Below are 22,273 nucleotides of genomic sequence, written 5' to 3'. Positions count from 1 at the left end.
CAGGCAGAGATCTCCCGGAAACGGGGTACGCCGGGCAGTTCACTGACCCGGTGACGATAATAAAACTGGAGCTAAGTAATGAACAACATCACGAAAAAAAGCCTGATTGCCGCAGGCGTTCTTGCAGCAATCGGCGCACTGGCAGGGAATGCCGCTTTGGCAGCAGTGCCAGCAGGGGTTGAATTGGCAGCAAAACAGGAGCTGGTACGTGGTAACGGTGATGAAGTGCAATCACTCGACCCACATAAAATTGAAGGCGTGCCAGAAGATAACATCGCACGCGATCTGTACGAAGGTCTGATCATCAGCGACAGCGATGGCAAACCGATTCCGGGCGTAGCGGAAAGCTGGGAAAACAAAGATTTTAAAGTCTGGACTTTCCATCTGCGTAAAAATGCCAAATGGTCCAATGGTGAGCCGGTAACGGCACAAGATTTCGTGTACAGCTGGGAGCGTTTAGTCGATCCTAAAACTGCATCTCCTTACGCCAGCTATCCACAGTACGGCCACATCCTGAATGTCGATGACATCATTGCCGGTAAAAAACCGATCACCGATCTCGGTGTGAAAGCCATTGACGATCATACGCTGGAAGTGACCCTCAGCGAGCCGGTTCCTTACTTCTACAAGCTGCTGATCAACTCCGTGATGTCTCCGGTGTATAAACCAGCCATCGATAAGTTTGGCGATCAGTGGACGCAGCCGCAAAACTGGGTCGGCAACGGTGCCTTCAAACTGGAATCACACGTCATCAACGAACGTGTCACCATCGTACGTAACCCAGAATACTGGGATAACGCGCATACCGTGCTGAACAAAGTGACCTTCCTGCCAATTAACTCAGAAGTCAGTGACGTGAACCGTTACTTCTCTGAAAACGGCAGCGACATCACTTATAACAACATGCCGATCGAGCTGTTCAAAAAACTGCAGCGTGATAACGGCAAAGAGTTGATGGTGAAGCCGTATCTCTGCACCTATTACTATGAAATCAACAACCAGAAGGCGCCATTCACCGATCCGCGCGTGCGTACTGCGCTGAAACTGGGGCTGGATCGCGACATCATGGTGAACAAGGTGCTGGCGCAGGGTCAGTTACCCGCCTACAGCTTCACCCCACCAGCCACCGATGGTATGGAATTGCTGCCGCCAGACTGGTTCAAGTGGGATCAGAACAAGCGTAACGAAGAAGCGAAAAAACTGCTGGCTGAAGCCGGTTATACCGCTGATAAGCCACTGACCTTCAACCTACTGTATAACACCTCAGATCTGCATAAGAAACTGGCTATCGCCGCTTCTTCGATCTGGAAAAAGAACATCGGCGTCAACATCAAGCTGGAAAACCAGGAGTGGAAAACCTTCCTGGATACCCGCCATCAGGGCAACTTCGATGTTTCCCGTGCGGCCTGGTGCGCAGACTATAACGAGCCAACCTCGTTCCTGAACATCATGCTGTCTGACAGCAGCAGTAACACCTCGCACTATAAGAGCGCGGACTTCGATAAAGTGATCCACGATGCGGTGAAAGCGGTTGACGATAAAGCCCGTGTCGCGGATTACCAGAAAGCTGAGCAGATTCTGGATAAAGACAGCACCATCGTGCCGGTTTACTACTACGTGAATGCGCGTCTGGTGAAACCGTACGTTGGCGGTTACACCGGCAATGACCCGCTGGATAAAACCCTCGATAAAAACCTGTATATCATTAAACATTAATAGCACTCAGGCTATCGACAGTGGCGGCGCTGTAGCGCCGCCTTTTTGACTTTGTGAAGCACCAGCCTGGTAGGTACGGCAATGTTAAAATTCATCCTGCGTCGGCTTCTGGAAGCGATCCCGACGCTTTTCATCCTGATCACCATCTCCTTCTTTATGATGCGACTGGCACCCGGCAGTCCGTTTACCGGCGAACGTACGCTCTCGCCTGAAGTGATGGCGAACATTGAAGCCAAATATCACCTGAACGATCCGATCGGCAAACAGTACGTCAGTTATTTAGTGCAACTGGCGCACGGCGACTTTGGTCCATCGTTTAAGTACAAAGATTACTCCGTAAACTATCTGGTCGGCCACGCCTTCCCGGTATCGGCCAAACTCGGCCTCGCCGCCTTCTTCCTTGCTGTCATCCTCGGCGTGACGGCCGGCGTTATTGCCGCGCTTAAGCAAAACAGTTTGTGGGATTATGCGGTAATGGGGGTCGCCATGACGGGCGTCGTGATACCCAGCTTTGTCGTTGCACCGCTGCTGGTGCTGGTCTTCGCCATCACCTTGCGCTGGTTGCCGGGCGGTGGCTGGAACGGCGGGCAGTGGAATTACATGCTGCTGCCCATGGTGGCGCTGTCTCTGGCCTATATCGCCAGCATCGCGCGTATCACCCGTGGCTCGATGATTGAAGTGATGCACTCCAACTTTATCCGCACTGCGCGCGCCAAAGGGTTGCCGCTGCGCCGTATCGTACTGCGCCATGCATTGAAACCTGCCATGCTACCCGTGCTCTCGTATATGGGGCCGGCATTCGTCGGCATCATTACCGGTTCAATGGTGATCGAATCGATTTACGGTCTGCCGGGTATTGGTCAGCTGTTTGTCAACGGCGCCCTGAACCGTGACTATTCTTTGGTGATGAGTCTGACCATTTTGGTCGGCGTGTTGACCATTCTGTTTAACGCGATTGTTGATGTGCTGTATGCCGTCATCGATCCGAAAATTCGTTACTGATTCTGGAGTTCGCCCATGATGTTAAGTAAGAAAAACAGCGAAGCTCTGGATGCCTTCAGTGAAAAACTGGAAGTCGAAGGGCGCAGCCTGTGGCAGGATGCGCGTCGCCGCTTCATCCATAACCGCGCTGCGCTGATCAGTTTGCTGGTGTTGTTAGCGATTACTCTGTTCGTGATCTTTGCGCCGGTATTGTCGCAGTTTAAATATGATGATACCGACTGGGGCATGATGTCTGCGGCACCGGATACGGTATCAGGCCACTGGTTTGGTACCGACTCCTCAGGACGTGACTTGCTCGTGCGCGTGGCGATTGGCGGTCGTATCTCATTAATGGTCGGCATTGCCTCCGCGTTGATCGCGGTGCTGGTGGGCACGCTGTATGGTTCGCTGGCGGGCTATCTCGGCGGCAAAATCGACTCCGTGATGATGCGTATTCTGGAAATCCTCAACTCCTTCCCGTTCATGTTCTTCGTGATCCTGCTGGTGACCTTCTTCGGCCGTAATATCCTGCTGATCTTTGTGGCGATCGGCATGGTGTCGTGGCTGGATATGGCGCGTATCGTGCGTGGCCAGACGCTGGGCCTGAAGCGCAAAGAGTTTATTGAAGCGGCTCAGGTGGGTGGGGTGTCGACCTTCAACATCGTGCTGCGTCACATCGTGCCAAACGTGCTGGGTGTGGTCGTGGTCTATGCCTCATTGCTGGTACCCAGCATGATTCTGTTTGAATCCTTCCTCAGTTTCCTTGGGTTGGGTACGCAAGAGCCGCTGAGCAGTTGGGGCGCACTCCTGAGTGACGGCGCCAACTCCATGGAAGTCTCGCCCTGGTTGCTGATGTTCCCGGCGGGTTTCCTCGTGGTTACGCTGTTCTGTTTCAACTTTATCGGCGATGGCCTGCGTGATGCCCTCGACCCGAAAGATCGTTAAGGAGTTTCCCGATGACCATACATGAATTTCAGCCAGCAATGGCTGCACGTGCGGGAAACAGTAACCTGCTGCTGGACGTTAAAGACCTGCGCGTGACCTTTGGCACCCACGATGGTGATGTCACCGCAGTCAACGACCTGAACTTTTCACTGCGTGCCGGCGAAACCCTGGGTATCGTCGGCGAATCGGGATCGGGCAAGTCGCAAACCGCTTTCGCCCTGATGGGCCTGTTGGCAAAAAACGGACGCATTGGCGGTTCGGCAAAATTCAATGGCGATGAGATTCTCAATCTGCCGGAGAACAAACTGAACAAGCTGCGCGCCGAGCAGATTGCGATGATTTTCCAGGACCCGATGACCTCGCTTAATCCGTACATGCGCGTCGGCGAGCAGCTGATGGAAGTGCTGAAACTGCATAAAGGGATGAGCAGCGCGCAGGCGTTTGAAGAGTCCGTACGCATGCTGGATGCGGTGAAAATGCCTGAAGCACGCAAGCGCATGAAGATGTTCCCGCATGAGTTCTCTGGCGGCATGCGTCAGCGTGTGATGATCGCCATGGCACTGCTGTGCCGTCCTAAATTGCTTATTGCCGATGAACCGACCACGGCACTGGATGTGACGGTGCAGGCACAAATCATGACGCTGCTGAACGAGCTGAAACGCGAATTCAACACTGCGATCATCATGATTACGCACGATCTCGGCGTGGTTGCCGGTATCTGTGACAAAGTGCTGGTGATGTACGCCGGTCGTACCATGGAGTATGGCCGCGCACGCGATGTGTTTTATCAGCCTGCACATCCTTACTCCATTGGCCTGCTAAGTGCGGTGCCGCGCCTGGATGCGGAAGAGGGGGATTCACTCACCACGATTCCCGGCAACCCGCCTAACCTGTTGCGCTTGCCGCAGGGCTGCCCGTTCCAGCCACGTTGCGCCTTTGCGATGGACGTCTGTGCCAAGTCACCGCCGCTGGAGCCTTTCGCGGAAGGGCGTTTGCGTGCCTGCTTCAAACCGGTGGAGGAATTAGCATGAGCACCGTCATCGAAGAGAAGAAAGTCTTACTGGAAATCGCCGATCTTAAGGTGCATTTCGATATTAAAGACGGCAAACAGTGGTTCTGGCAGCCGCCAAAAACATTGAAAGCAGTGGATGGCGTTAGCCTGCGCTTGTATGAGGGGGAAACCCTCGGCGTAGTGGGCGAATCGGGCTGTGGTAAATCAACCCTTGCACGCGCCATCATCGGCCTGGTGAAAGCTACCGACGGTCGTGTGGCCTGGCTGGGACGTGATTTATTGGGACAGAGTCAGGATGAGTGGCGCCAGGCGCGCAGCGATATCCAGATGATTTTCCAGGATCCGCTGGCCTCGCTGAACCCGCGTATGACCATTGGCGACATCATTGCCGAGCCGCTGCGCACCTACTATCCGAAGATGCCAAAGCAGGAAGTGAAGGATAAGGTGAAGAACATGATGATGAAGGTTGGGCTGCTGCCAAACCTCATCAACCGTTATCCACACGAGTTTTCCGGTGGTCAGTGTCAGCGTATCGGTATTGCGCGTGCGCTTATCCTCGAACCCAAGCTGATTATTTGCGATGAACCGGTTTCGGCGCTGGATGTGTCGATTCAGGCGCAGGTAGTGAATTTGCTGCAGCGGCTGCAACGTGAAATGGGATTATCGCTAATCTTCATTGCGCACGATCTGGCGGTGGTGAAGCACATCTCTGACCGTGTGCTGGTAATGTATCTCGGTCATGCGGTTGAGTTGGGCACCTATGATTCGGTGTACAACAATCCGCAGCATCCATACACCCGTGCACTGATGTCTGCGGTGCCGATCCCGGATCCGGATCTGGAAAAAAACAAACAGATCCAGTTGCTGGAGGGTGAACTGCCTTCACCGATCAATCCGCCATCGGGCTGTGTATTCCGCACCCGCTGTCCGATTGCCGGACCTGAGTGTGCGAAAACGCGTCCTTTGCTGGAGGGGAGTTTCCGCCACGCAGTATCCTGTTTGAAGGTCGATCCTTTATAAGGTCGAAAAGAAAACGCCGGGCAATTGCCCGGCGTTCTTTTATGCGTCAGCGATTATTCACGCCAGAGAATGTGGCAGAGCTTATGGTCTTTCTCGCGGCACAGCAGCACGCGGGCAAACACATCGGTAATCGGCTCGCCGTCCGCTTCACCCAAACCAATCACCACTTCCGCAAAGAAGTCCGGGTTGAGATCGAAATCGACGTGCTCCTGCCAGTCTTCCGACGGGTCAAACAACTCTGCACCGCCGCGCTCTTCAAACTGCAGATTGAACAGAATGATGTCAGCCGGATCGAGGTTATCACCTGCCAGTTCTAGAAAAATGTCGTAGGCCTGTTCCAGCGTTTCATCTTCGGTAAGGCGATTATTTAAATCCATGGTCATTCCTGCTTACTCTGAGGCGGTAATCTTGTCGCTCGTTTTACAGTAAAGGGCTAAAGAAGTAAAACAGTCGTTCAACGATGCGCTGCCACCACGCACGTTTAGCCCAGCGCGCACCATCCAGTAAGCGTGAGCGGGCGATATAGTCATCCTGCACCGTGGCTAAATCGCTGCCAAATCCATCATCATCCACCACCAGGGTGATTTCAAAATTAAGCCACAGGCTGCGCATATCAAGGTTTACGGTACCGACCAGACTCAGCTGTCCATCGACCAGCACGCTTTTGGTATGCAGCAAACCATCTTCAAACTGATAAATTTTTACGCCGGCTTCCAGCAACTCGGTGAAGAACGCGCGGCTGGCCCAGCCCACCAACAGCGAATCATTGTGGCGTGGCACCACAATACTGACTTCCACACCGCGTTGCGCAGCGGTGCAGATGGCGTGCAGCAGGTCGTCACTGGGGACGAAATAGGGCGTTGTCATGATCAGCTGTTCACGTGCGGAGTAGACCGCCGTCAGCAGCGCCTGATGAATCATATCTTCCGGGAAGCCCGGTCCCGAAGCGATCACCTGGATGATATGACCGCTTTCCTGCTCAAAGGGCATGATGTTGGCATCCGGCGCGGGTGGCAGAATGCGTTTGCCGGTTTCGATCTCCCAGTCACAGGCATAAACGATGCCCATCGTGGTCGCGACCGGCCCTTCCATACGCGCCATCAAATCGATCCATTGACCCACGCCTGCATCCTGCTTGAAGTAGCGAGGATCGACCAGGTTCATGCTGCCGGTGTAGGCAATATAGTTATCGATGAGCACCACTTTACGATGCTGTCGCAAATCCATCCGGCGCAGGAACACACGCAGCAGGCTCACTTGTAACGCCTCAACCACGTCGATACCGGCATTGCGCATCATATTCGCCCAGGGGCTGCGGAAAAATGCCACGCTACCCGCGGAGTCCAGCATCAGGCGGCAATGCACACCCCGGCGTGAAGCCGCCATCAGCGACTCCGCGACTTCATCCGCCAGGCCGCCCGGATGCCAGATGTAAAACACCATCTCGATGTTGTGACGAGCCAGTTGGATATCACGGATTAACGCATGCATCACATCATCAGAGTTAGTGAGCAGCTGCAGCTGATTGCCTTTTACACCCGCAATGCCCTGACGATGGTGACAGAGTTCAAATAATGAACGTGCCACGTCACTGTGCTCGGTGGCAAAGATATGGCGGCACTGTTTGAGGTCGTTAAGCCACTTGGCGGTGGAGGGCCACATGGTGCGTGCGCGCTCCGCCCGGCGTTTGCCCAGATGAAGTTCACCAAACGACAGATACGCGATAATACCCACCAGCGGCAGAATATAGATGATCAGCAACCAGGCCATGGCGGACGTCACTGCGCGGCGTTTCATCAGGATACGCAGCGTGACACCCGCAATCAGCAACCAGTAGCCGAACAGCAGCAACCAACTGATTAGGGTATAAACTGTAGTCATTAAGTGGACATCCTGTTCGCGCTTTGATGAGGAAAGTTTACGTGCTGAATAGCACTAGTGAAACCTTTAATCGTGAATGACAGTTCTATGAAGCTTTCGATTTGGCATTTTCAATCAGATCTTTATAATGCCTGGCGAGTTTAGCCTGTCTGATGAGGATGTGATGAGACGAAGCAGAAATGAAGTGGCGCGCTGGAGAATGTTACGTCAGGTACACCGCCGTCGTGCACGTTGGCTGGAAGGGCAGTCACGTCGCTATAAACGTATCCATGCCATTCGTCATCAGGTGGCGCAGCAGCATCGCCGATCCATCCTGTTCATCACGCAGAATATGTAAATGGCTTACGCGGCCGTTAAGCGCCGCGTAACACCAGATAGACATTGACGATCTGTAATGCGGCCGCCAGCACGACTAACATCACAATGTGCTGCCGGGCCTGGCGCCAGCCTTGCTGACGCCAAATCCAGAGTGCTCTGCCAATCAGCGTTAACACCGCTACCAGCAGTAAAACAGACTGCCACATCGGTTAAAATACGCGTTTAAACGGTTTGACCGCCACTTTCTCATACACGCCAGCGGCAATGTACGGATCGTCATTAGCCCAGGATTGTGCGGTTTCCAGCGAGGAAAACTCGGCAATGATCACTGAACCGGTAAAGCCTGCGGGACCCGGATCGTTGCTATCGACAGTGGGCATTGGGCCAGCGGCGATCAGTCGACCTTCATCCTGCAGTAACTGCAAGCGCGCGAGATGCGCAGGGCGTACGGAATTGCGTTTTTCCAGTGAATCTGCGGTATCTTCCGCATAAATGACGTAAAGCACGATGGGGTACTCCCGTTAGACTTGCCGAAATTGCGAGACACGTTAAGTGATCGTTAATCAGAGTGCAAATGAAAGATAAATCCACCGTCATATAGCGCAATCCCCGCTAAAAAACGCCTTTCTGCGAGTGGCTTACACATCGCTTATTGAAACTGATTGCTATTTGCATTTAAAATCTGCGCTTCACTCAATGAATATGACTGATATGACGACGTTGACTACGCCTCTTCCTACACGTACCCCCGTAGCTATGATCTTGTCCGTGGTACTCCACGGCTCGCTGATTGCGGGCATTCTCTATGCATCGTTTCATCAGACCATTGAGGTTCCGAAAGCATCCCAGCCAATCAGCGTGACCATGGTGGCGCCTGAAGTGCAGCCTGAACCGGCTCCCGCAGTGGTGACTCCGCCGCCGCCAGAGCCCGAAACTGAGCCGGAAGTCGCACCAGAGCCGCCTAAAGTCGAGCCCGTGCCGATTCCGAAACCTGAACCTAAGCCCAAGCCAAAACCGAAGCCCAAGGTAGAGAAAAAGGTCGAGCCGAAGCCGCGTAAAGAAGTGAAGCCGCAGGAGAATCCGTTTAAGCAGGATATCCCGACCACCCAGACGCGCCCGACCACGGCACCGAAGAGCAATCCAGCACCAACGCAGACCGTCTCGGACGGGCCGAAAGCGATGAACGTGAGCAAACCTGCCTACCCAGCGCGCGCGTTTGCGTTACGCGTGGAAGGGCGTGTACGCGTACAGTTTGATGTGGATAGCGACGGTCGTGTCGATAACGTGGAAATTCTCTCTGCCGAACCGCGCAATATGTTTGAGCGTGAAGTGAAGCAGGCCATGAAGAAGTGGCGTTATCAGCCAGGTCGTCCTGGCAAAGGCCTGACCATGAACATTGTGTTCCGCATTAACGGCGGCGCGAACATTGAGTAAGCCTGGGTTGAAGGCAAAGAAAAAGCGGTCATTGACCGCTTTTTTAATCGCTGTTAATCGGCAAGATTGGCTTTGCCAGGAGGCAGCGGACGGGATTTCCCGGTGTTATCCACGGCAACGTAAACAAATACCGCTTCAGTGGCGCAATACGTTTGACCGATTGGCTCAGACGAAACCTTCTTGATCCACACTTCTACATTGATGGTCATCGAACTGTTGCCGGTACGTATGCAACGCGCATAGCAGCTCACGACATCGCCCACGGCTACCGGTTTCAGGAACGACATGCCATCAACACGTACGGTGACCACACGACCTTCGGCGATCTCCTTGGCCATGATGGCACCGCCCATATCCATCTGTGACATCAACCAGCCGCCAAAAATATCACCATTGGCATTGGTATCCGCTGGCATCGCCAGGGTGCGCGACACCATTTCGCCTTGCGGCAATTTATGTTTTTCGTCCATTGCTCAGTTCTTCTGCAGGTGAAGAGAAGCCCGACAGTGCCGGGCGGAGTGGCTTATTTTTGTTCTTGTTGCGGCATCTGTCGCCAGATGTACACGCCGCTAAACAGAGTAAACAGTAGGGTCAGGCCGGTCAGACCAAACACTTTAAAGTTAACCCAAAACTCTTGTGATAACCAAAACGCAACATAGATATTTACCAGGCCGCAGACGAAGAAGAAGATGGCCCAGGCAATGTTCAATCGACGCCACACAACGCCAGGCAGCTGCAGTTCTTTGCCGAGCATGCGTTGAATCAGCGGCTGTTCCATAAAGAACTGGCTATAAAGCAGGGCCAATGCGAACAGGGAATAGATCACGGTGACTTTCCATTTGATGAACTCATCGTTATGGAACACCAGAGTCAATGTGCCAAACACCGTCACCAGTGCGAAGGTGAATAGCGTCATCTTTTCCAGTTTACGATACAGCACCCAACTGACGACCAGCGCCAGGCCCGTAGCAACAATCAGGGCGCCAGAGGCGACAAAGATGTCGTACAGCTTGTAGAAGATGAAGAAAACTACCAGGGGAAGAAAATCAAGTAACTGCTTCATAGTGTTTCCAGTTAGGGCAGGAGCATTCAATTAAGGCGCTCCGCAGAGCGCCACTGCTGTTAACGTAACAGCATATACAGTCGGTACAAATAGATAATCAGAATCGCGGATACCAGATTACCCAGCGCATTCATCACCACCGACGCAATGTTCACCGGTAGCACCGTGAGTGATGAAATAAGGAACATCAGCACAATCTTCGCCAGTAACCACAACACGATGGCGGGGGCGATGACTTTCATGTTCTTCCATGCCAGTTTCATACTGGCGCGCATCGCGCCAATCACGCCCATTTTCTCGCTGACCAGCATCACCGGTGCCAGTGACAGCAGAATCGCCAGAATCACGCCAGGCACCATCAATACCATAAAGCCGATTTGCACCAGCAGGGTAATCAGGAAGGTCTGCAGCAGCAGTTTTGGCAGCAGTGGCGCGGAGGCTCCGATCGCTCGCAGCGCACTCACGCGTTGGCCATTCGAAACCAGCGGGATCAGGCACAGCATACCGCCCAGCAGCAGCGTGTTGCCGATCAGGGCAGCGAAGGTGCCGGCAGCCGAAGCGCGCAGCAAGATGCGTTGCTGATCCGGTGACATATTCTGTACCAGTTCAAACAGTGAGGTTGCACTGTCGTCAGCCTGACTAAGAAGCGATAACTGGTCTTCGCCTGGGGTTAATGCATGACCGACAATCACCGTAATGAACGACGTCAGCAACGCCATCAGCACAATAGTAACCAGCTGATGACGCAGAAAATTTCCTGTGTCACGGTATAACGAGCTTGCCGTGATAGACATGTACTCTCCTTGATGGAACCGGGTTAATTAACCCGGCGATTGTACATGTTCTGTGGGCTGGCGGGCACCCGGAAGACCATAACTTTGTGTCATCTCTGGTAAAGAATAGGAAATTGTCACTCGCAACCAGTTCATAAAATGTGCAAACCCACTTGATCTGCGTTCAAGCCCTCCTCAGCGGTTTTTCTTCATGACGTGCAATGCCGGAAATTGATCTGAATCAATCCATTGTTTTTTAAGTGATTAATTTGAATTGATGCAGATGATCTTTTACCAAAAAAGGGTTAGATCTTGTGCCGCAAACCCGATTAAGACCTTACTTTTCTGCAAAGGAGTGATTATGAAACTGGCAAAATGCGCATTGCTCATGGCTCTGGCTATTCCTCAACTGGCACTGGCCCATCAGGCGGGTGATTTCTTCATGCGTGCCGGCAGCGCGACTGTTCGTCCAACCGAAGGCTCTGACAATGTGCTGGGTATGGGCGGCTTTAACGTGAGCAACGACACCCAGCTTGGCTTGACCTTCACCTACATGGCGACGGACAACATCGGTGTTGAGCTGCTGGCGGCGACACCGTTCCGTCACAAAGTTGGCCTTGGTGCCACCGGAAATCTCGCTACCGTGCGCCAGCTACCGCCTACGCTAATGGCACAGTACTATTTCTTCGATAGCAGAAGCCCGGTGCGTCCGTATGTTGGGGTGGGTATCAACTACACCACGTTCTACGATGCCAAATTTAATCAAACCGGCCAGGACGCAGGCTTAAGCGATCTCAGCGTCAAAGACTCATGGGGTGTGGCGGGTCAGGTGGGGATGGATTATCAAATCAACCGCGACTGGATGCTAAATGCATCCCTATGGTACATGGACATTGATACTACCGTGAAATTTAAAGCCAACGGTGAGCAGCAGAACATTAACACGCGCATCGATCCGTGGGTGTTCTTCTTTGGTGTGGGCTACCGTTTCTGAGGCAACAACCGAAACACAACGGGCGACCCGAAGGTCGCCCGCTGCATGATGGGTACGCTGTTACTTAATCTGCATATTGTTAACCACAGATTTAACGCCTGCCACGCTGCGGGTCACCGTCACTGCACGGTTCGCCATCTGCGGAGAACTGACAAAGCCACTTAACTGCACTTTTCCTTTAAAGGTTTCGACGTTGATCTCGGTGGATTTCAGCGAGTCGTCATTCAACAACTGTGCCTTAACCTTGGTGGTGATCACCGTATCATCGATATAGCCCCCGGTCCCTTCCTTTGTTGCTGTTGGTGCACAGGCGCTCAGTGTGATCGCCATTACCGCAGCCATTAATAATCCTGCAACGACTTTGAAAAAATTCATTGGTTATCTCCCTGTCTTAGATGGTGTTTCACCGCAACGAGACGGTGCGATTAATTGTGGTATGCGCTTTTCAAATCGGCAAATCGCCTGAGGTGAAAAAGATGGAAATACGCGATTTTTACCACTTATTGATCCAATGAAGGCAGCAAGGCAAACGGTAAGCTGGAAGAGCAGGGCAAAACTAACAATAAAACAACAAGACGATAAGCCGACAGGTGCAAATTGAAGCATCAGGCAGGGAAAACAATAATGAAAAAGCGCGCCATTCTGGCGATAGCGACGATTAGCTATCTGTCCTACCTCCAGCTATTTGCTTCACAAATTTTGCCGGTGCCCAGCGCACAGGCAGAACCGTTGATCAATCCACACCTTGGTACCCTGTGCAAGGCGGCTACCGCGCTGAGCTTTGGTCGCAGCTTCAAAATTATGCAGCTGGATAAGGTGGATGAGCAGGGCGTGGCGTGGGTGCACTATATCCGGCCGTCCGACCAATCACGCTGGGCCGTGCGCTGCCGGATCCAGGGCGAGAGAGTTATCTTGATGTCAGATAACCCGAATAGCAGTGGACGCTGGCGTGAGGGGCCAGATGACGAGAAGCTGACGTGGCAAATCAGAAACGACATGCTGACGATGAAGCTGAGATATCCTGATGGTTCGGGAGATGAGCAAACGTTCAGGCTGGAATAATCAAGGGAAGACCTTATTCGCGGTTGCGAATAAGGTCTTAAAGATTTAGCGCGTACCGGCTTTCAGATCACTGACAAACGCTTTGAGTTCAGCTAACAGCGTGTCGGGATCGTTCTGGTTACGTTCGATGATCTTCACAATCGCTGATCCCGAAATAGCACCCGCCGCGCCCGCCGCGATGGCTTCTCTCACCTGGCTTGCTTCTGAGATACCAAATCCCTGCAACGGGGGTGCAGCGTGATATTCGCTCAGCTTCTCAATCAAATGATTCAGCGGTTGGCTGGCGCGATTTTCTGCACCCGTCACGCCCGCGCGCGACAACAGATAGGTATAACCGCGGCCGTGTGAGGCAATCTCCCGCAGCAAATCATCATCTGCATTCGGCGGGCAGATGAAGATTGGCGCAACGTTATGACGCATCGCAGCCTGACGGAACGGCGCAGACTCTTCAACCGGTACATCTGCCACCAGCACGGAATCAACGCCGACGGCTTCACACTGCGCGTAGAAGTTGTCGATACCTTTGCTGAATACCAGATTAGCGTACATCAACAGCCCAATCGGCAGTTCAGGATACTTCTGGCGCACGGCGGCAAGGATCTCGAAACACTGCGCGACAGTGGTACCCGCCGCGAAGGCACGTAAGGTTGCTCCCTGAATTGTTGGGCCGTCCGCCAGTGGATCGGAGAATGGAATGCCCAGCTCTAACGCATCGGCGCCACCGGCTACCAGGGTATCGATGATCTTCAGTGACAGTTCAGGGGTCGGATCGCCAAGGGTGACGAAAGGAACAAAGGCGCCTTCTTTCTTCGCCGACAGACGTTGAAACAGCTGATTATAACGTTCCATCAGATCTCTCCCTTAGCTTTCAAAATATCGTGAACGGTGAAGATGTCTTTGTCGCCGCGACCGGACAAGTTAACCACCAGCAACTGCTCTTTCTCTGGATTCTCGCGGATCATTTTCAGCGCGTGCGCCAGAGCATGAGAGGATTCCAGAGCCGGAATAATGCCTTCTGCACGACACAACTCTTTGAACGCTGACAGCGCTTCATCATCGGTAATCGACACATACTCGGCGCGACCAATGCTGTTGAGATGGGCGTGCTGTGGGCCGACAGAAGGGAAGTCGAGGCCAGCAGAAATGGAATAGGACTCCTCTATCTGGCCTTCCTCGGTCTGCATCATTGGCGCTTTCATGCCGAAGTAGATACCGACGCGGCCATGCTTAAGTGGCGCGCCGTGTTCGCCGGTTTCGATGCCGTGACCCGCGGGCTCAACCCCGATCAGACCGACGCTGGTGTCATCAATAAAGTCAGCGAACATGCCGATGGCATTTGAACCGCCACCCACACAGGCCAGCACCGCATCCGGCAGACGGCCTTCACGCTCCAGAATCTGCGCTTTGGTCTCTTCGCCAATCATGCGCTGGAATTCACGCACAATGGTCGGGAAGGGATGCGGACCGGCTGCTGTGCCGAGCATGTAGTGCGCGGTTTCATAGCTACCAGACCAGTCGCGCAGCGCTTCATTACAGGCATCTTTCAACGTAGCCGAACCACTGTGCACCGGAATCACTTCCGCGCCCATTAAACGCATACGGAATACGTTGGGTGACTGGCGCTCAACATCTTTCGCCCCCATGTAAATGCGACACTTCATGCCCAGCAGCGCGCACGCCAGCGCTGAAGCCACGCCATGCTGCCCGGCGCCGGTCTCAGCGATAATTTCATTTTTGCCCATGCGCTTAGCGAGTAGCGCCTGGCCCAACACCTGGTTGGTTTTGTGTGCACCGCCGTGCAGCAAATCTTCACGCTTCAGATACAGGCGGGTTTTCGTGCCTTTAGTCAGATTGCTGCAAAGCGTTAATGCAGTGGGACGGCCAGCATAGTTTTTTAACAGATCGGTAAATTCAGCCTGAAATTCGGGATCACGCTGCGCCTCAACAAAGGCGCTTTCTAACTGGCGCAGAGCGGGCATTAAAATCTGTGGAACATATTGACCGCCAAACTCGCCAAAGTAGGGATTCAATAACGTAGTCATCTTTCATCTTCCTTATGCGGCCCGCACATTGGCGGGCGAGCGAAATTAATAGGCGCGCAGCGTGCGAAATACCGCCGCGACTTTACTGGCATCTTTGATGCCAGGCGCGGATTCAACGCCAGAGTTAAAGTCCAGTCCGGCGCAGCCCAGTTGTGCAGCCTCTACGCAGTTGTCGGCGCTTAATCCGCCGGCCAGCAGCACGTTGCTCAGGTCTTCACCCTGCAGCAGTGACCAGTCAAATCGCTGTCCGCTGCCGCCCTGGCCGTTATCGAACACGTAACGATCCACATGCGGCCAATCGCGGGCTGGAAGGCTGCTGCTAATACTCAGCGCCTTCCAAATTTTCACCTCTTCTGGCAGGGCGCTGCGCAGTTCTGCGACGAACGCCTGATCTTCATCGCCATGCAATTGCACAGCAGAAAGTTTAAGTGACGTGGCGTGCGTGACAACGTCACTTGCAGTGTTATTGCGGAATACGCCGACATACTTCAGTGGTGCAGCCGCTATTACATTATGCGCTTGTTCGGCGCTAACTTTACGCGGTGAACCCTCAGCAAAGATCACCCCGCCATAAATCGCTCCTGCTTCGTGCGCAATACGCGCATCTTCAGGTCGGGTCAGGCCGCAGACTTTGTTGTCACCGAGCAATACGCGACGCACGCCAGCATTCAGATCGGCTTCTTCCATCAGCGCGGAACCAATCAGGAAACCGTTGGCGAAGTGGCTCAGCTCACGCACTTGTGCGTAGTTATGAATGCCCGATTCGCTGATGACCGTGACACCATGGCTTAAACGTGGTGCCAGTTGGCGGGTGCGATTCAAATCGATGGACAGATCGCGCAAGTCGCGGTTGTTGATGCCGACGACTTTCGCTTCCAGCGCAATGGCACGCTCCAGCTCTTCTTCATTGCTGACTTCAGTCAGTACGCCCATTTTCAGGCTATGCGCCACGGCGGCGAGCTGACGATATTGCTCATCATCCAGCACCGACAGCATCAGCAGAATGGCATCGGCCTGATAGTGGCGCGCCAGGTAGATTTGATAGGGATCGATAATGAAGTCTTTGCACAGCACCGGTTGAGTAATCGCGGAGCTGACGATGGGCAGAAAGTCAAAATCACCCTGGAAATACTTCTCGTCAGTTAAAACGGAAACAGCCGAGGCGTGATGACGATAAACCCCGGCAATAGTCGCAGGATCAAAATCTTCGCGGATCAACCCCTTTGACGGAGACGCTTTTTTGCATTCCAGGATAAACACTGTGCGCGTACCGCGCAGTGCATCGTAAAAGTGGCGTCCTGCAGGCTGCAAGCTGTTCTGGAAGGTCGCCAGCGGCTGCTGTACCTTGCGCGCTTCAACCCAGACGGCTTTATCCTGAACAATTTTCTCTAAAACGGTGCCCTTGATACTCATCTCATCCTCTCGCTGCCAGAGCAACAACGCGTTCGTAAGCCTGACCACTGCGAATTGCGGTGATGGCGCGCTGAGCGTTGTCGCGCAAATCTTCATTTCCGAATACTTTCAGCAACATTGCGACGTTCACCGCAACGGCCTGCTCATGGGCCGGCTGGCCTTTACCCTGGAGTAAACGCGCCAGAATGTCACGGTTTTCTTCCGGCGTGCCGCCCGCCAGTGCTTCTTTATCATGGAAGCCAAAGCCGAAGTCTTCTGGCGTTAGCTGATAACCGGTGATTTCACCATCACGCAGCTCAGCAACCTGGGTCGGACTGTGCAGCGCCACTTCATCCATCCCGCCGCCATGCACCACCGCCGCACGCTGATAACCGAGCACTTTTAAAGTTTGAGCAATCGGCAGCACCAGTTCCGGGCTGTAAACGCCGATGACCGCGAGAGGAGGCCGTGCCGGGTTAATTAAAGGGCCCAGCACGTTAAATAAGGTGCGGGTTTTTAACTGTTGACGCACCGGCATCGCATGGCGGAATCCGCTGTGATATTGCGGGGCGAACAGGAAGCAGACGTTCAGATCGTCCAGTGCCTTACGCGCTTTTTCCGCCGGCATATCCAGATCGATCCCAAAAGCGGCCAGCAGATCGGAAGAGCCGGATTTGCTCGAGACGCTGCGATTGCCGTGTTTTGCCACTTTCAACCCGCAGGTTGCCGCAACAAAGGCGCTGGCGGTGGAGATGTTAATGCTGTTGCTGCCGTCACCGCCGGTGCCAACGATATCGGCAAAGGTGTAATTTGGACGCGGGAATGGTTTCGCGTCTTCCAGCAGTGCCGTAGCGGCACCCGCAATCTCTTCCGGGCGCTCGCCACGGACTTTCATGGCAATCAGCGCGGCGGCTAATTGAGTTGGCTCCAGCTGCCCTTTAATAACGGCGCTAAAAAGCTGGTGGCTTTCCGCCTGGCTCAGGGTTTGTGCCTGATAGAGTTTTTCCAGAATAGTTTGCATCATAATCTCCCTATTATTTCGCCAGCGCCCAGGCCAGCGTTTGCTCTAACAAACGTGCACCCTGGGTGGTGAGAATCGATTCGGGGTGGAACTGGAAGCCACACACACGGTCGGCATCATGGCGAACGGCCATGACCATGCCGTTGTAGCTGGCGTTAACGGTCAATTCGGCAGGCGTATTGCTGCCCACCAGCGAGTGGTAACGGGCCACCGGCAACGGATTGCTCAGCCCGCTAAACATCGCTTCACCATCATGATTAATCGAAGAGGCTTTGCCGTGCAGAATCTCACCGGCCTGGCCTACATGACCACCATAAGCCTCAACAATCGCCTGATGACCGAGGCAAATACCAATAATCGGCAGGCGACCTCGCAGGGCTTGCAGCAGCGCAGGCATGCAGCCGGCATCTTTCGGTGCACCGGGGCCAGGGGACAGCATCAGCACCGGATTCTCCATCTGCTGCAGGCGTTCAATCAGTAAATCAGCAGGGACGTTATTGCGGTAAATCACCACGTTGTGGCCAAAAGTACGCAGCTGATCAACGAGGTTATAGGTAAAGGAGTCGATATTATCGAGCAACAGGATATCGGCCATCAGAAAATCTCCTTGCAATGATGGGCTGTGGCGATGGCACGTAATACCGCGCGCGCTTTATTGCGGCTTTCATCCGCTTCAGCCTGAGGCTGAGAGTCCAGTACCACACCGGCACCGGCTTGCACGGTGGCAACACCGTCTTCCACCCACGCGGAGCGAATCACGATGCAGGTATCCAAATCGCCGTGTGCGGTGAAATAGCCGACCGCACCGCCATAGCTGCCACGACGCGTACCTTCTTTCTCAGCGATTAACTGCATGGCACGCACTTTTGGTGCGCCGCTTAAGGTGCCCATGTTCATGCAGGCGCGATAGGCGTGCAGGACGTCAAGATCGTTACGCAGCGTGCCGACCACGCGAGAGACCAGATGCATCACGAAAGAGTAACGATCGACTTTGGTCAGGTCTGCCACATAGCGGCTACCGGGAACGCAGATGCGAGCCAGATCATTACGCGCCAGATCCACCAGCATGAGATGTTCTGCCAGCTCTTTATGGTCGGTGCGCATTTCCAGTTCGATACGGCTGTCGAGATCGCGATCCAGTGAACCATCGGCATGACGGCCACGTGGACGCGTACCGGCAATCGGGTAGATCTCAATCTGACGTGAAGTGGCGTCATACTTGAGTGAGCTTTCTGGTGAAGCGCCAAACAGCGCAAAGTCCTGATCCTGCATAAAGAACATATATGGGCTGGGATTGCTGTGCTTCAGCGTGTCATAAGCGGCCAGTGGAGAAGGGCACGGCAGCGAGAAGCGGCGCGATGGCACCACCTGGAAGATTTCGCCGATGCGAATTGCTTCCTGCATTTCACGCACCACGGTGCAATACTCTTCATCGCTCTGGTTGGTGCTCAGTGCCATTTGCTCAACGCGCTGAACTGGCAAGGCCGGGGCAGGCTGCGTCATTTGACCGCGCAGTTGCTCAACACGGCTCTGCAAGCGCTGGAATTCGCTGGTGGACGGGCTGAACAAGCTCGCCTGCAGACGAGCGCTGCGCGTCTGGTGATCAATCACCAGCAGGGTTTCAGCCAGGTAGAAGCAGTAATCCGGGCAGCTTTGCTCGTTACGCAGTTCAGGTAAATCTTCGAATCCGGCCACCAGGTCATAAGCAAACAGGCCGCCGAGGAACATCGCTTCACGCTCTTCCGCCGGGCTGTTCACCAACTGCGGAATCAGGCGCAGTGCGTCGAAAACAGATAATGCTTTCAGACGTGAATCTTCATCGTGCAGGCCCTGAGGCAGCGGGAAATGCAGCACGCGGCCATCCGGACGTGCTTCAATTCTGACATCCTGCGGCAGTGCTTCATCCAGCAGCGGCAGAATGGTGCGGCCGTTTTCTGACAGCGCCTGCAATGTCACCACGTTGCCCAGTGCGCTGATGCGCAGGGCGCTATCCACAATCAGTAAGCTTTTCAGATTCTTTTTGCTGTCGATATCGGCCGATTCAAGCAGCAGAGTTGCCGGACGTGCGCCGCAAATTTGATGGAACACTGCGGCCGGATCTTCGCGGTAGGGCGCGGTACCGGTAATCAACTTCAATGTAGGTTTCGCATTAGCCATTATTGTCATCTCTGAATTTCGCTCAAAAAAAAGCCCGCTCGGTGGCGGGCTCAGGTATCTGCACAGTGGTTACGCATGTTGTGCACGACGACGTCGCCCGTTTAAAGGATTATCGCGCCACCAACCTTTTGCATGCGTACCAAAATTAGCCATGATGAGATACCCGTTACGTGTGAACTTGTGTACTAGTTAACTGGTTCATGTGAAAAAAGTCAATACCCTTTTTCAGTCAGGGGCAAAATCGTTATCATGCCAGCCGAGTTAAGTTGCTGCTGGAGTTACCTTGTCGGATATTGCCCGTTTTCCCCTTTACGATTTACACAGCCATACCCAGGCGTCTGACGGTTTGCTGACCCCAACCGAGTTGGTGCAACGTGCCGTCGCAATGAAAGTAGGGGTACTGGCGATTACCGATCACGACACCATTGCTGGCGTGGCAGAAGCGCAAGCCGCCGTGCTGCAACAGAATCTACCGATTCGTATTCTGGCCGGATTAGAAGCCTCTACATTGTGGGAAAACCACGAAATTCATATCGTAGGTTTGAATGTGGATTGCCAGCACCCGGCGCTGACCTCGTTTCTTGAGCAACAGCATCAATGCCGTGTTGAACGGGCGCAGCTGATCGCTGAACGCCTCGAACGTGCCCGCATTCCTGACGCGTGGGTTGGGGCGCAACGCCTGGCGCAGGGCGGTGTCATCACCCGCGGTCATTTCGCCCGTTATCTGGTCGAGATCGGTAAAGCCGATAACATGGCGCAAGTGTTCAAGAACTATCTTGCCCGTGGGAAAACCGGCTATGTGCCGCCGCAATGGTGTACAATTAAACAAGCTATTGATGCCATTCACCATTCTGGCGGCGTTGCGGTACTCGCACATCCGGGTCGCTATGGATTGTCTGCAAAGTGGCTTAAACGACTGATTGCCCATTTCGCCGAGGTCGGTGGTGATGCAATGGAAGTGGCGCAGTGTCAGCAGGCACCCAACGAGCGCACGCAGCTCGCGACATATGCGCGCGACAATAAGCTGGCGGGATCGCAGGGATCAGATTTTCACCAACCCTGTCCGTGGATAGAACTGGGGCGCAAATTATGGTTGCCAGGCGGCGTTGAACCCATCTGGGAGCGCTTTCCTGCGCTAGCGCCCGCCGTAACTCTTGCAGACAGGTGACATGAGGTTTTTATGAGTCAATTTTTTCACATTCATCCAGATAACCCGCAACCGCGCCTCGTCAATCAGGCGGTCGATTATCTCAATAAAGGTGGCGTGATTGTCTATCCCACTGATTCGGGTTATGCGCTGGGCTGCCGACTGGAAGAGAAGAACGCCATGGAGCGTATCTGCCGTATCCGGCAGTTAGATGGCAACCACAACTTTACTTTGATGTGTCGCGATCTGTCTGAGCTCTCAACGTATTCGCAGGTGGACAATACCGCGTTTCGTATTCTGAAAAATAATACGCCGGGCAGTTACACCTTCATTCTTAAAGCGACCAAAGAAGTGCCGCGTCGTTTAATGAATGACAAACGTAAAACCATTGGTTTGCGCGTACCTTCCAACCCGGTGGCGCTGGCGTTACTGGAGAGATTGAATGAGCCGATGATGTCTACTTCGCTGATGTTGCCCGGTAATGACTTCACGGAATCGGATCCGGAAGAGATTCAGCACAGCATCGGTAAGCTGGTGGATCTGATCATTGATGGCGGCACGGTAGGGCAGCAGCCGACGACGGTGATCGATCTCACCAGCGATATCCCGGTTGTGGTTCGTGAAGGGGTCGGCGACACGCGCCCGTTCCTCTAATCACGCGTGGTCAGGCGGCGTTAACGTCGTCTGGCCAATATTTTTTTCTAACCAATGTTTAAAATCACCGTACGGAATATACAGTGAAACATCTTTGAGGATGACTTGTTTGCTGCGCACATTGGAAATTTCATGGCTGTAGCCCACAATCACTCCGCCAATTGTCTGGTCAGCATTATATACCGCGCCCCCCGACATTCCCTGCACAACGCCAGCATTTGATGCCATTGCCATGCACGGTTTTTTATTCCATTTATTGGTAATCGCTGTGCGCGCTAAATTAACGCCACTTGATTCCACGGGCATAGCAGAAATAAAGCTGTAACCGTACATCTTAATGGGCTCACCCACTTTACTGGTGCGGAATTTTGCCAGCGTTTCCGGGCTATTCTTATGATAAATAATCGCGACGTCGCAATAAGGATGATAAGCCTTAACACGCTGCACGGCAGTGGTGGCGACGTGCGCAGCTGTCAGGCTGTACTCTGGCGTTAAGGGGATGGTTGTACCAAGGATACCCAGACCCAGTACCGTCGGGATGCCTGTCACGCTCATATCCACGTGTTTAAGCGCCGCGCGACTATACTCAGTATGGCCAACGGAACAGCCGCTCAGTGCCAGCGCCGCGAGGGCAGGCCAAAGCAGAGAGGTTTTCATGATA

24 protein-coding genes, 1 pseudogene and 1 other annotated feature are annotated in these 22,273 nt (G+C 53.7%); of the genes and pseudogenes, 11 read left to right on the top strand and 14 right to left on the bottom strand.

The window, feature by feature from the left end:
* Positions 1-78 precede the first annotated feature (78 nt).
* The 5 genes from oppA to oppF all read left to right on the top strand — a co-directional run bounded on the left by oppA (position 79) and on the right by oppF (position 5,674).
* A complete protein-coding gene (oppA, locus tag IAE30_RS09855) occupies positions 79-1,716 on the top strand; it encodes an oligopeptide ABC transporter substrate-binding protein OppA (RefSeq protein WP_034828830.1) in 1,638 nt (545 codons plus the stop codon).
* 81 nt (positions 1,717-1,797) lie between these two features.
* Entirely contained in the window at positions 1,798-2,718 is a 921-nt protein-coding gene (oppB, locus tag IAE30_RS09850) for an oligopeptide ABC transporter permease OppB (protein WP_038646657.1), read from the top strand.
* Between the two features lie 15 nt (positions 2,719-2,733).
* A complete protein-coding gene (oppC, locus tag IAE30_RS09845) occupies positions 2,734-3,642 on the top strand; it encodes an oligopeptide ABC transporter permease OppC (protein WP_038646658.1) in 909 nt (302 codons plus the stop codon).
* Between the two features lie 11 nt (positions 3,643-3,653).
* Entirely contained in the window at positions 3,654-4,673 is a 1,020-nt protein-coding gene (locus tag IAE30_RS09840) for an ABC transporter ATP-binding protein (RefSeq protein WP_038646659.1), read from the top strand.
* Positions 4,670-5,674 (top strand): murein tripeptide/oligopeptide ABC transporter ATP binding protein OppF, encoded by a 1,005-nt coding sequence (oppF, locus tag IAE30_RS09835; protein ID WP_200679437.1) that lies wholly within the window; start codon positions 4,670-4,672, stop codon positions 5,672-5,674. The genes IAE30_RS09840 and oppF overlap by 4 nt, the downstream gene beginning before the upstream one ends.
* Before the next feature lie 53 nt (positions 5,675-5,727).
* Here the strand turns inward: oppF and IAE30_RS09830 are convergent, their stop codons facing one another.
* Both IAE30_RS09830 and cls read right to left on the bottom strand, forming a co-directional pair.
* The gene (locus IAE30_RS09830) at positions 5,728-6,057 is read right to left on the bottom strand and encodes an HI1450 family dsDNA-mimic protein (protein ID WP_196250121.1); all 330 of its coding nucleotides are present in this window, start codon (positions 6,055-6,057) and stop codon (positions 5,728-5,730) included.
* Positions 6,058-6,094: 37 nt separating this feature from the next.
* The gene (gene cls, locus IAE30_RS09825) at positions 6,095-7,555 is read right to left on the bottom strand and encodes a cardiolipin synthase (protein WP_200679435.1); all 1,461 of its coding nucleotides are present in this window, start codon (positions 7,553-7,555) and stop codon (positions 6,095-6,097) included.
* Between the two features lie 163 nt (positions 7,556-7,718).
* Between cls and IAE30_RS09820 the strand changes: the two genes are divergently transcribed.
* A complete protein-coding gene (locus tag IAE30_RS09820) occupies positions 7,719-7,892 on the top strand; it encodes a YciY family protein (RefSeq protein WP_097117257.1) in 174 nt (57 codons plus the stop codon).
* Between the two features lie 16 nt (positions 7,893-7,908).
* Here IAE30_RS09820 and IAE30_RS09815 read toward each other — a convergent pair whose 3' ends face one another.
* The gene (locus tag IAE30_RS09815) at positions 7,909-8,079 is read right to left on the bottom strand and encodes a hypothetical protein (RefSeq protein WP_200679433.1); all 171 of its coding nucleotides are present in this window, start codon (positions 8,077-8,079) and stop codon (positions 7,909-7,911) included.
* A gap of 3 nt (positions 8,080-8,082) precedes the next feature.
* Positions 8,083-8,379 (bottom strand): YciI family protein, encoded by a 297-nt coding sequence (locus IAE30_RS09810; RefSeq protein ID WP_200679428.1) that lies wholly within the window; start codon positions 8,377-8,379, stop codon positions 8,083-8,085.
* Positions 8,380-8,584: 205 nt separating this feature from the next.
* On the opposite strand from IAE30_RS09810, the gene tonB reads away from it, so the two are divergent.
* Entirely contained in the window at positions 8,585-9,307 is a 723-nt protein-coding gene (gene tonB, locus IAE30_RS09805) for a TonB system transport protein TonB (RefSeq protein WP_200536826.1), read from the top strand.
* 53 nt (positions 9,308-9,360) lie between these two features.
* On the opposite strand, the gene yciA is transcribed toward tonB, so the two are convergent.
* From yciA to IAE30_RS09790, 3 genes are read right to left on the bottom strand one after another with little or no spacing between them, the layout of a single operon-like run.
* Positions 9,361-9,777, bottom strand: coding sequence for an acyl-CoA thioester hydrolase YciA (gene yciA, locus IAE30_RS09800; RefSeq protein WP_038646664.1), 417 nt, complete (start codon positions 9,775-9,777; stop codon positions 9,361-9,363).
* Positions 9,778-9,830: 53 nt separating this feature from the next.
* Positions 9,831-10,370 (bottom strand): septation protein A, encoded by a 540-nt coding sequence (locus tag IAE30_RS09795; protein WP_038646666.1) that lies wholly within the window; start codon positions 10,368-10,370, stop codon positions 9,831-9,833.
* Between the two features lie 59 nt (positions 10,371-10,429).
* Positions 10,430-11,164 (bottom strand): YciC family protein, encoded by a 735-nt coding sequence (locus tag IAE30_RS09790; protein ID WP_034828852.1) that lies wholly within the window; start codon positions 11,162-11,164, stop codon positions 10,430-10,432.
* A 340-nt stretch (positions 11,165-11,504) separates the two neighbouring features.
* Between IAE30_RS09790 and ompW the strand changes: the two genes are divergently transcribed.
* Positions 11,505-12,137: an outer membrane protein OmpW gene (ompW, locus tag IAE30_RS09785; RefSeq protein ID WP_200679427.1), complete on the top strand. Its 633-nt coding sequence runs from the start codon at positions 11,505-11,507 to the stop codon at positions 12,135-12,137.
* 60 nt (positions 12,138-12,197) lie between these two features.
* Here the strand turns inward: ompW and IAE30_RS09780 are convergent, their stop codons facing one another.
* Positions 12,198-12,512, bottom strand: a complete 315-nt coding sequence (locus tag IAE30_RS09780; RefSeq protein WP_034828856.1) for a BON domain-containing protein — start codon at positions 12,510-12,512, stop codon at positions 12,198-12,200.
* Positions 12,513-12,761: 249 nt separating this feature from the next.
* Here IAE30_RS09780 and IAE30_RS09775 point away from each other — a divergent pair, with 249 nt between their 5' ends.
* Positions 12,762-13,199 (top strand): hypothetical protein, encoded by a 438-nt coding sequence (locus IAE30_RS09775; RefSeq protein WP_200679426.1) that lies wholly within the window; start codon positions 12,762-12,764, stop codon positions 13,197-13,199.
* Between the two features lie 45 nt (positions 13,200-13,244).
* Here IAE30_RS09775 and trpA read toward each other — a convergent pair whose 3' ends face one another.
* From trpA to IAE30_RS09745, 5 genes and pseudogenes are all read right to left on the bottom strand, one after another.
* Positions 13,245-14,048, bottom strand: coding sequence for a tryptophan synthase subunit alpha (trpA, locus tag IAE30_RS09770; protein ID WP_045832156.1), 804 nt, complete (start codon positions 14,046-14,048; stop codon positions 13,245-13,247).
* Positions 14,048-15,241 (bottom strand): tryptophan synthase subunit beta, encoded by a 1,194-nt coding sequence (gene trpB / locus IAE30_RS09765; RefSeq protein ID WP_045814391.1) that lies wholly within the window; start codon positions 15,239-15,241, stop codon positions 14,048-14,050. The genes trpA and trpB overlap by 1 nt, the downstream gene beginning before the upstream one ends.
* A gap of 45 nt (positions 15,242-15,286) precedes the next feature.
* Complete coding sequence (gene trpCF / locus IAE30_RS09760) at positions 15,287-16,654, bottom strand: bifunctional indole-3-glycerol-phosphate synthase TrpC/phosphoribosylanthranilate isomerase TrpF (RefSeq protein WP_200679425.1); 1,368 nt, start codon at positions 16,652-16,654, stop codon at positions 15,287-15,289.
* A 1-nt stretch (position 16,655) separates the two neighbouring features.
* Positions 16,656-18,249: pseudogene (gene trpD / locus IAE30_RS30030) on the bottom strand (bifunctional anthranilate synthase glutamate amidotransferase component TrpG/anthranilate phosphoribosyltransferase TrpD).
* Positions 18,249-19,811, bottom strand: coding sequence for an anthranilate synthase component 1 (locus tag IAE30_RS09745; protein WP_200679422.1), 1,563 nt, complete (start codon positions 19,809-19,811; stop codon positions 18,249-18,251). Before IAE30_RS09745 ends, trpD begins: the two are co-directional and overlap by 1 nt.
* A gap of 24 nt (positions 19,812-19,835) precedes the next feature.
* Positions 19,836-19,940: a sequence feature (Trp leader region), on the bottom strand.
* Between the two features lie 154 nt (positions 19,941-20,094).
* On the opposite strand from IAE30_RS09745, the gene IAE30_RS09740 reads away from it, so the two are divergent.
* Positions 20,095-20,979, top strand: coding sequence for a PHP domain-containing protein (locus IAE30_RS09740; protein ID WP_200679420.1), 885 nt, complete (start codon positions 20,095-20,097; stop codon positions 20,977-20,979).
* Between the two features lie 12 nt (positions 20,980-20,991).
* The gene (locus tag IAE30_RS09735; RefSeq protein WP_200679418.1) at positions 20,992-21,612 is read left to right on the top strand and encodes an L-threonylcarbamoyladenylate synthase; all 621 of its coding nucleotides are present in this window, start codon (positions 20,992-20,994) and stop codon (positions 21,610-21,612) included.
* Here IAE30_RS09735 and IAE30_RS09730 read toward each other — a convergent pair whose 3' ends face one another.
* On the bottom strand, positions 21,613-22,269 hold the full coding sequence (locus IAE30_RS09730) for a serine protease (protein ID WP_200679416.1): 657 nt from the start codon (positions 22,267-22,269) through the stop codon (positions 21,613-21,615). It lies immediately after the preceding gene.
* Positions 22,270-22,273 lie beyond the last annotated feature (4 nt).

This window comes from Pantoea sp. S61, from assembly GCF_016625145.1.
Classification (GTDB): domain Bacteria; phylum Pseudomonadota; class Gammaproteobacteria; order Enterobacterales; family Enterobacteriaceae; genus Pantoea; species Pantoea rwandensis_B.
Note: the sequence above shows the minus strand (reverse complement) of the source record. Positions and strands in the feature narration are given on the sequence as shown.

What these genes read in the sequence shown, in the direction of transcription:
- oppA (WP_034828830.1), top strand. Translation starts at nt 79, where the DNA reads ATGAACAACATCACGAAAAAAAGCCTGATTGCCGCAGGCGTTCTTGCA.
- oppB (WP_038646657.1), top strand. Translation starts at nt 1,798, where the DNA reads ATGTTAAAATTCATCCTGCGTCGGCTTCTGGAAGCGATCCCGACGCTT.
- oppC (WP_038646658.1), top strand. Translation starts at nt 2,734, where the DNA reads ATGATGTTAAGTAAGAAAAACAGCGAAGCTCTGGATGCCTTCAGTGAA.
- IAE30_RS09840 (WP_038646659.1), top strand. Translation starts at nt 3,654, where the DNA reads ATGACCATACATGAATTTCAGCCAGCAATGGCTGCACGTGCGGGAAAC.
- oppF (WP_200679437.1), top strand. Translation starts at nt 4,670, where the DNA reads ATGAGCACCGTCATCGAAGAGAAGAAAGTCTTACTGGAAATCGCCGAT.
- IAE30_RS09830 (WP_196250121.1), bottom strand. Translation starts at nt 6,057, where the DNA reads ATGACCATGGATTTAAATAATCGCCTTACCGAAGATGAAACGCTGGAA.
- cls (WP_200679435.1), bottom strand. Translation starts at nt 7,555, where the DNA reads ATGACTACAGTTTATACCCTAATCAGTTGGTTGCTGCTGTTCGGCTAC.
- IAE30_RS09820 (WP_097117257.1), top strand. Translation starts at nt 7,719, where the DNA reads ATGAGACGAAGCAGAAATGAAGTGGCGCGCTGGAGAATGTTACGTCAG.
- IAE30_RS09815 (WP_200679433.1), bottom strand. Translation starts at nt 8,079, where the DNA reads ATGTGGCAGTCTGTTTTACTGCTGGTAGCGGTGTTAACGCTGATTGGC.
- tonB (WP_200536826.1), top strand. Translation starts at nt 8,585, where the DNA reads ATGACGACGTTGACTACGCCTCTTCCTACACGTACCCCCGTAGCTATG.
- yciA (WP_038646664.1), bottom strand. Translation starts at nt 9,777, where the DNA reads ATGGACGAAAAACATAAATTGCCGCAAGGCGAAATGGTGTCGCGCACC.
- IAE30_RS09795 (WP_038646666.1), bottom strand. Translation starts at nt 10,370, where the DNA reads ATGAAGCAGTTACTTGATTTTCTTCCCCTGGTAGTTTTCTTCATCTTC.
- IAE30_RS09790 (WP_034828852.1), bottom strand. Translation starts at nt 11,164, where the DNA reads ATGTCTATCACGGCAAGCTCGTTATACCGTGACACAGGAAATTTTCTG.
- ompW (WP_200679427.1), top strand. Translation starts at nt 11,505, where the DNA reads ATGAAACTGGCAAAATGCGCATTGCTCATGGCTCTGGCTATTCCTCAA.
- IAE30_RS09780 (WP_034828856.1), bottom strand. Translation starts at nt 12,512, where the DNA reads ATGAATTTTTTCAAAGTCGTTGCAGGATTATTAATGGCTGCGGTAATG.
- IAE30_RS09775 (WP_200679426.1), top strand. Translation starts at nt 12,762, where the DNA reads ATGAAAAAGCGCGCCATTCTGGCGATAGCGACGATTAGCTATCTGTCC.
- trpA (WP_045832156.1), bottom strand. Translation starts at nt 14,048, where the DNA reads ATGGAACGTTATAATCAGCTGTTTCAACGTCTGTCGGCGAAGAAAGAA.
- trpB (WP_045814391.1), bottom strand. Translation starts at nt 15,241, where the DNA reads ATGACTACGTTATTGAATCCCTACTTTGGCGAGTTTGGCGGTCAATAT.
- trpCF (WP_200679425.1), bottom strand. Translation starts at nt 16,654, where the DNA reads ATGAGTATCAAGGGCACCGTTTTAGAGAAAATTGTTCAGGATAAAGCC.
- IAE30_RS09745 (WP_200679422.1), bottom strand. Translation starts at nt 19,811, where the DNA reads ATGGCTAATGCGAAACCTACATTGAAGTTGATTACCGGTACCGCGCCC.
- IAE30_RS09735 (WP_200679418.1), top strand. Translation starts at nt 20,992, where the DNA reads ATGAGTCAATTTTTTCACATTCATCCAGATAACCCGCAACCGCGCCTC.
- IAE30_RS09730 (WP_200679416.1), bottom strand. Translation starts at nt 22,269, where the DNA reads ATGAAAACCTCTCTGCTTTGGCCTGCCCTCGCGGCGCTGGCACTGAGC.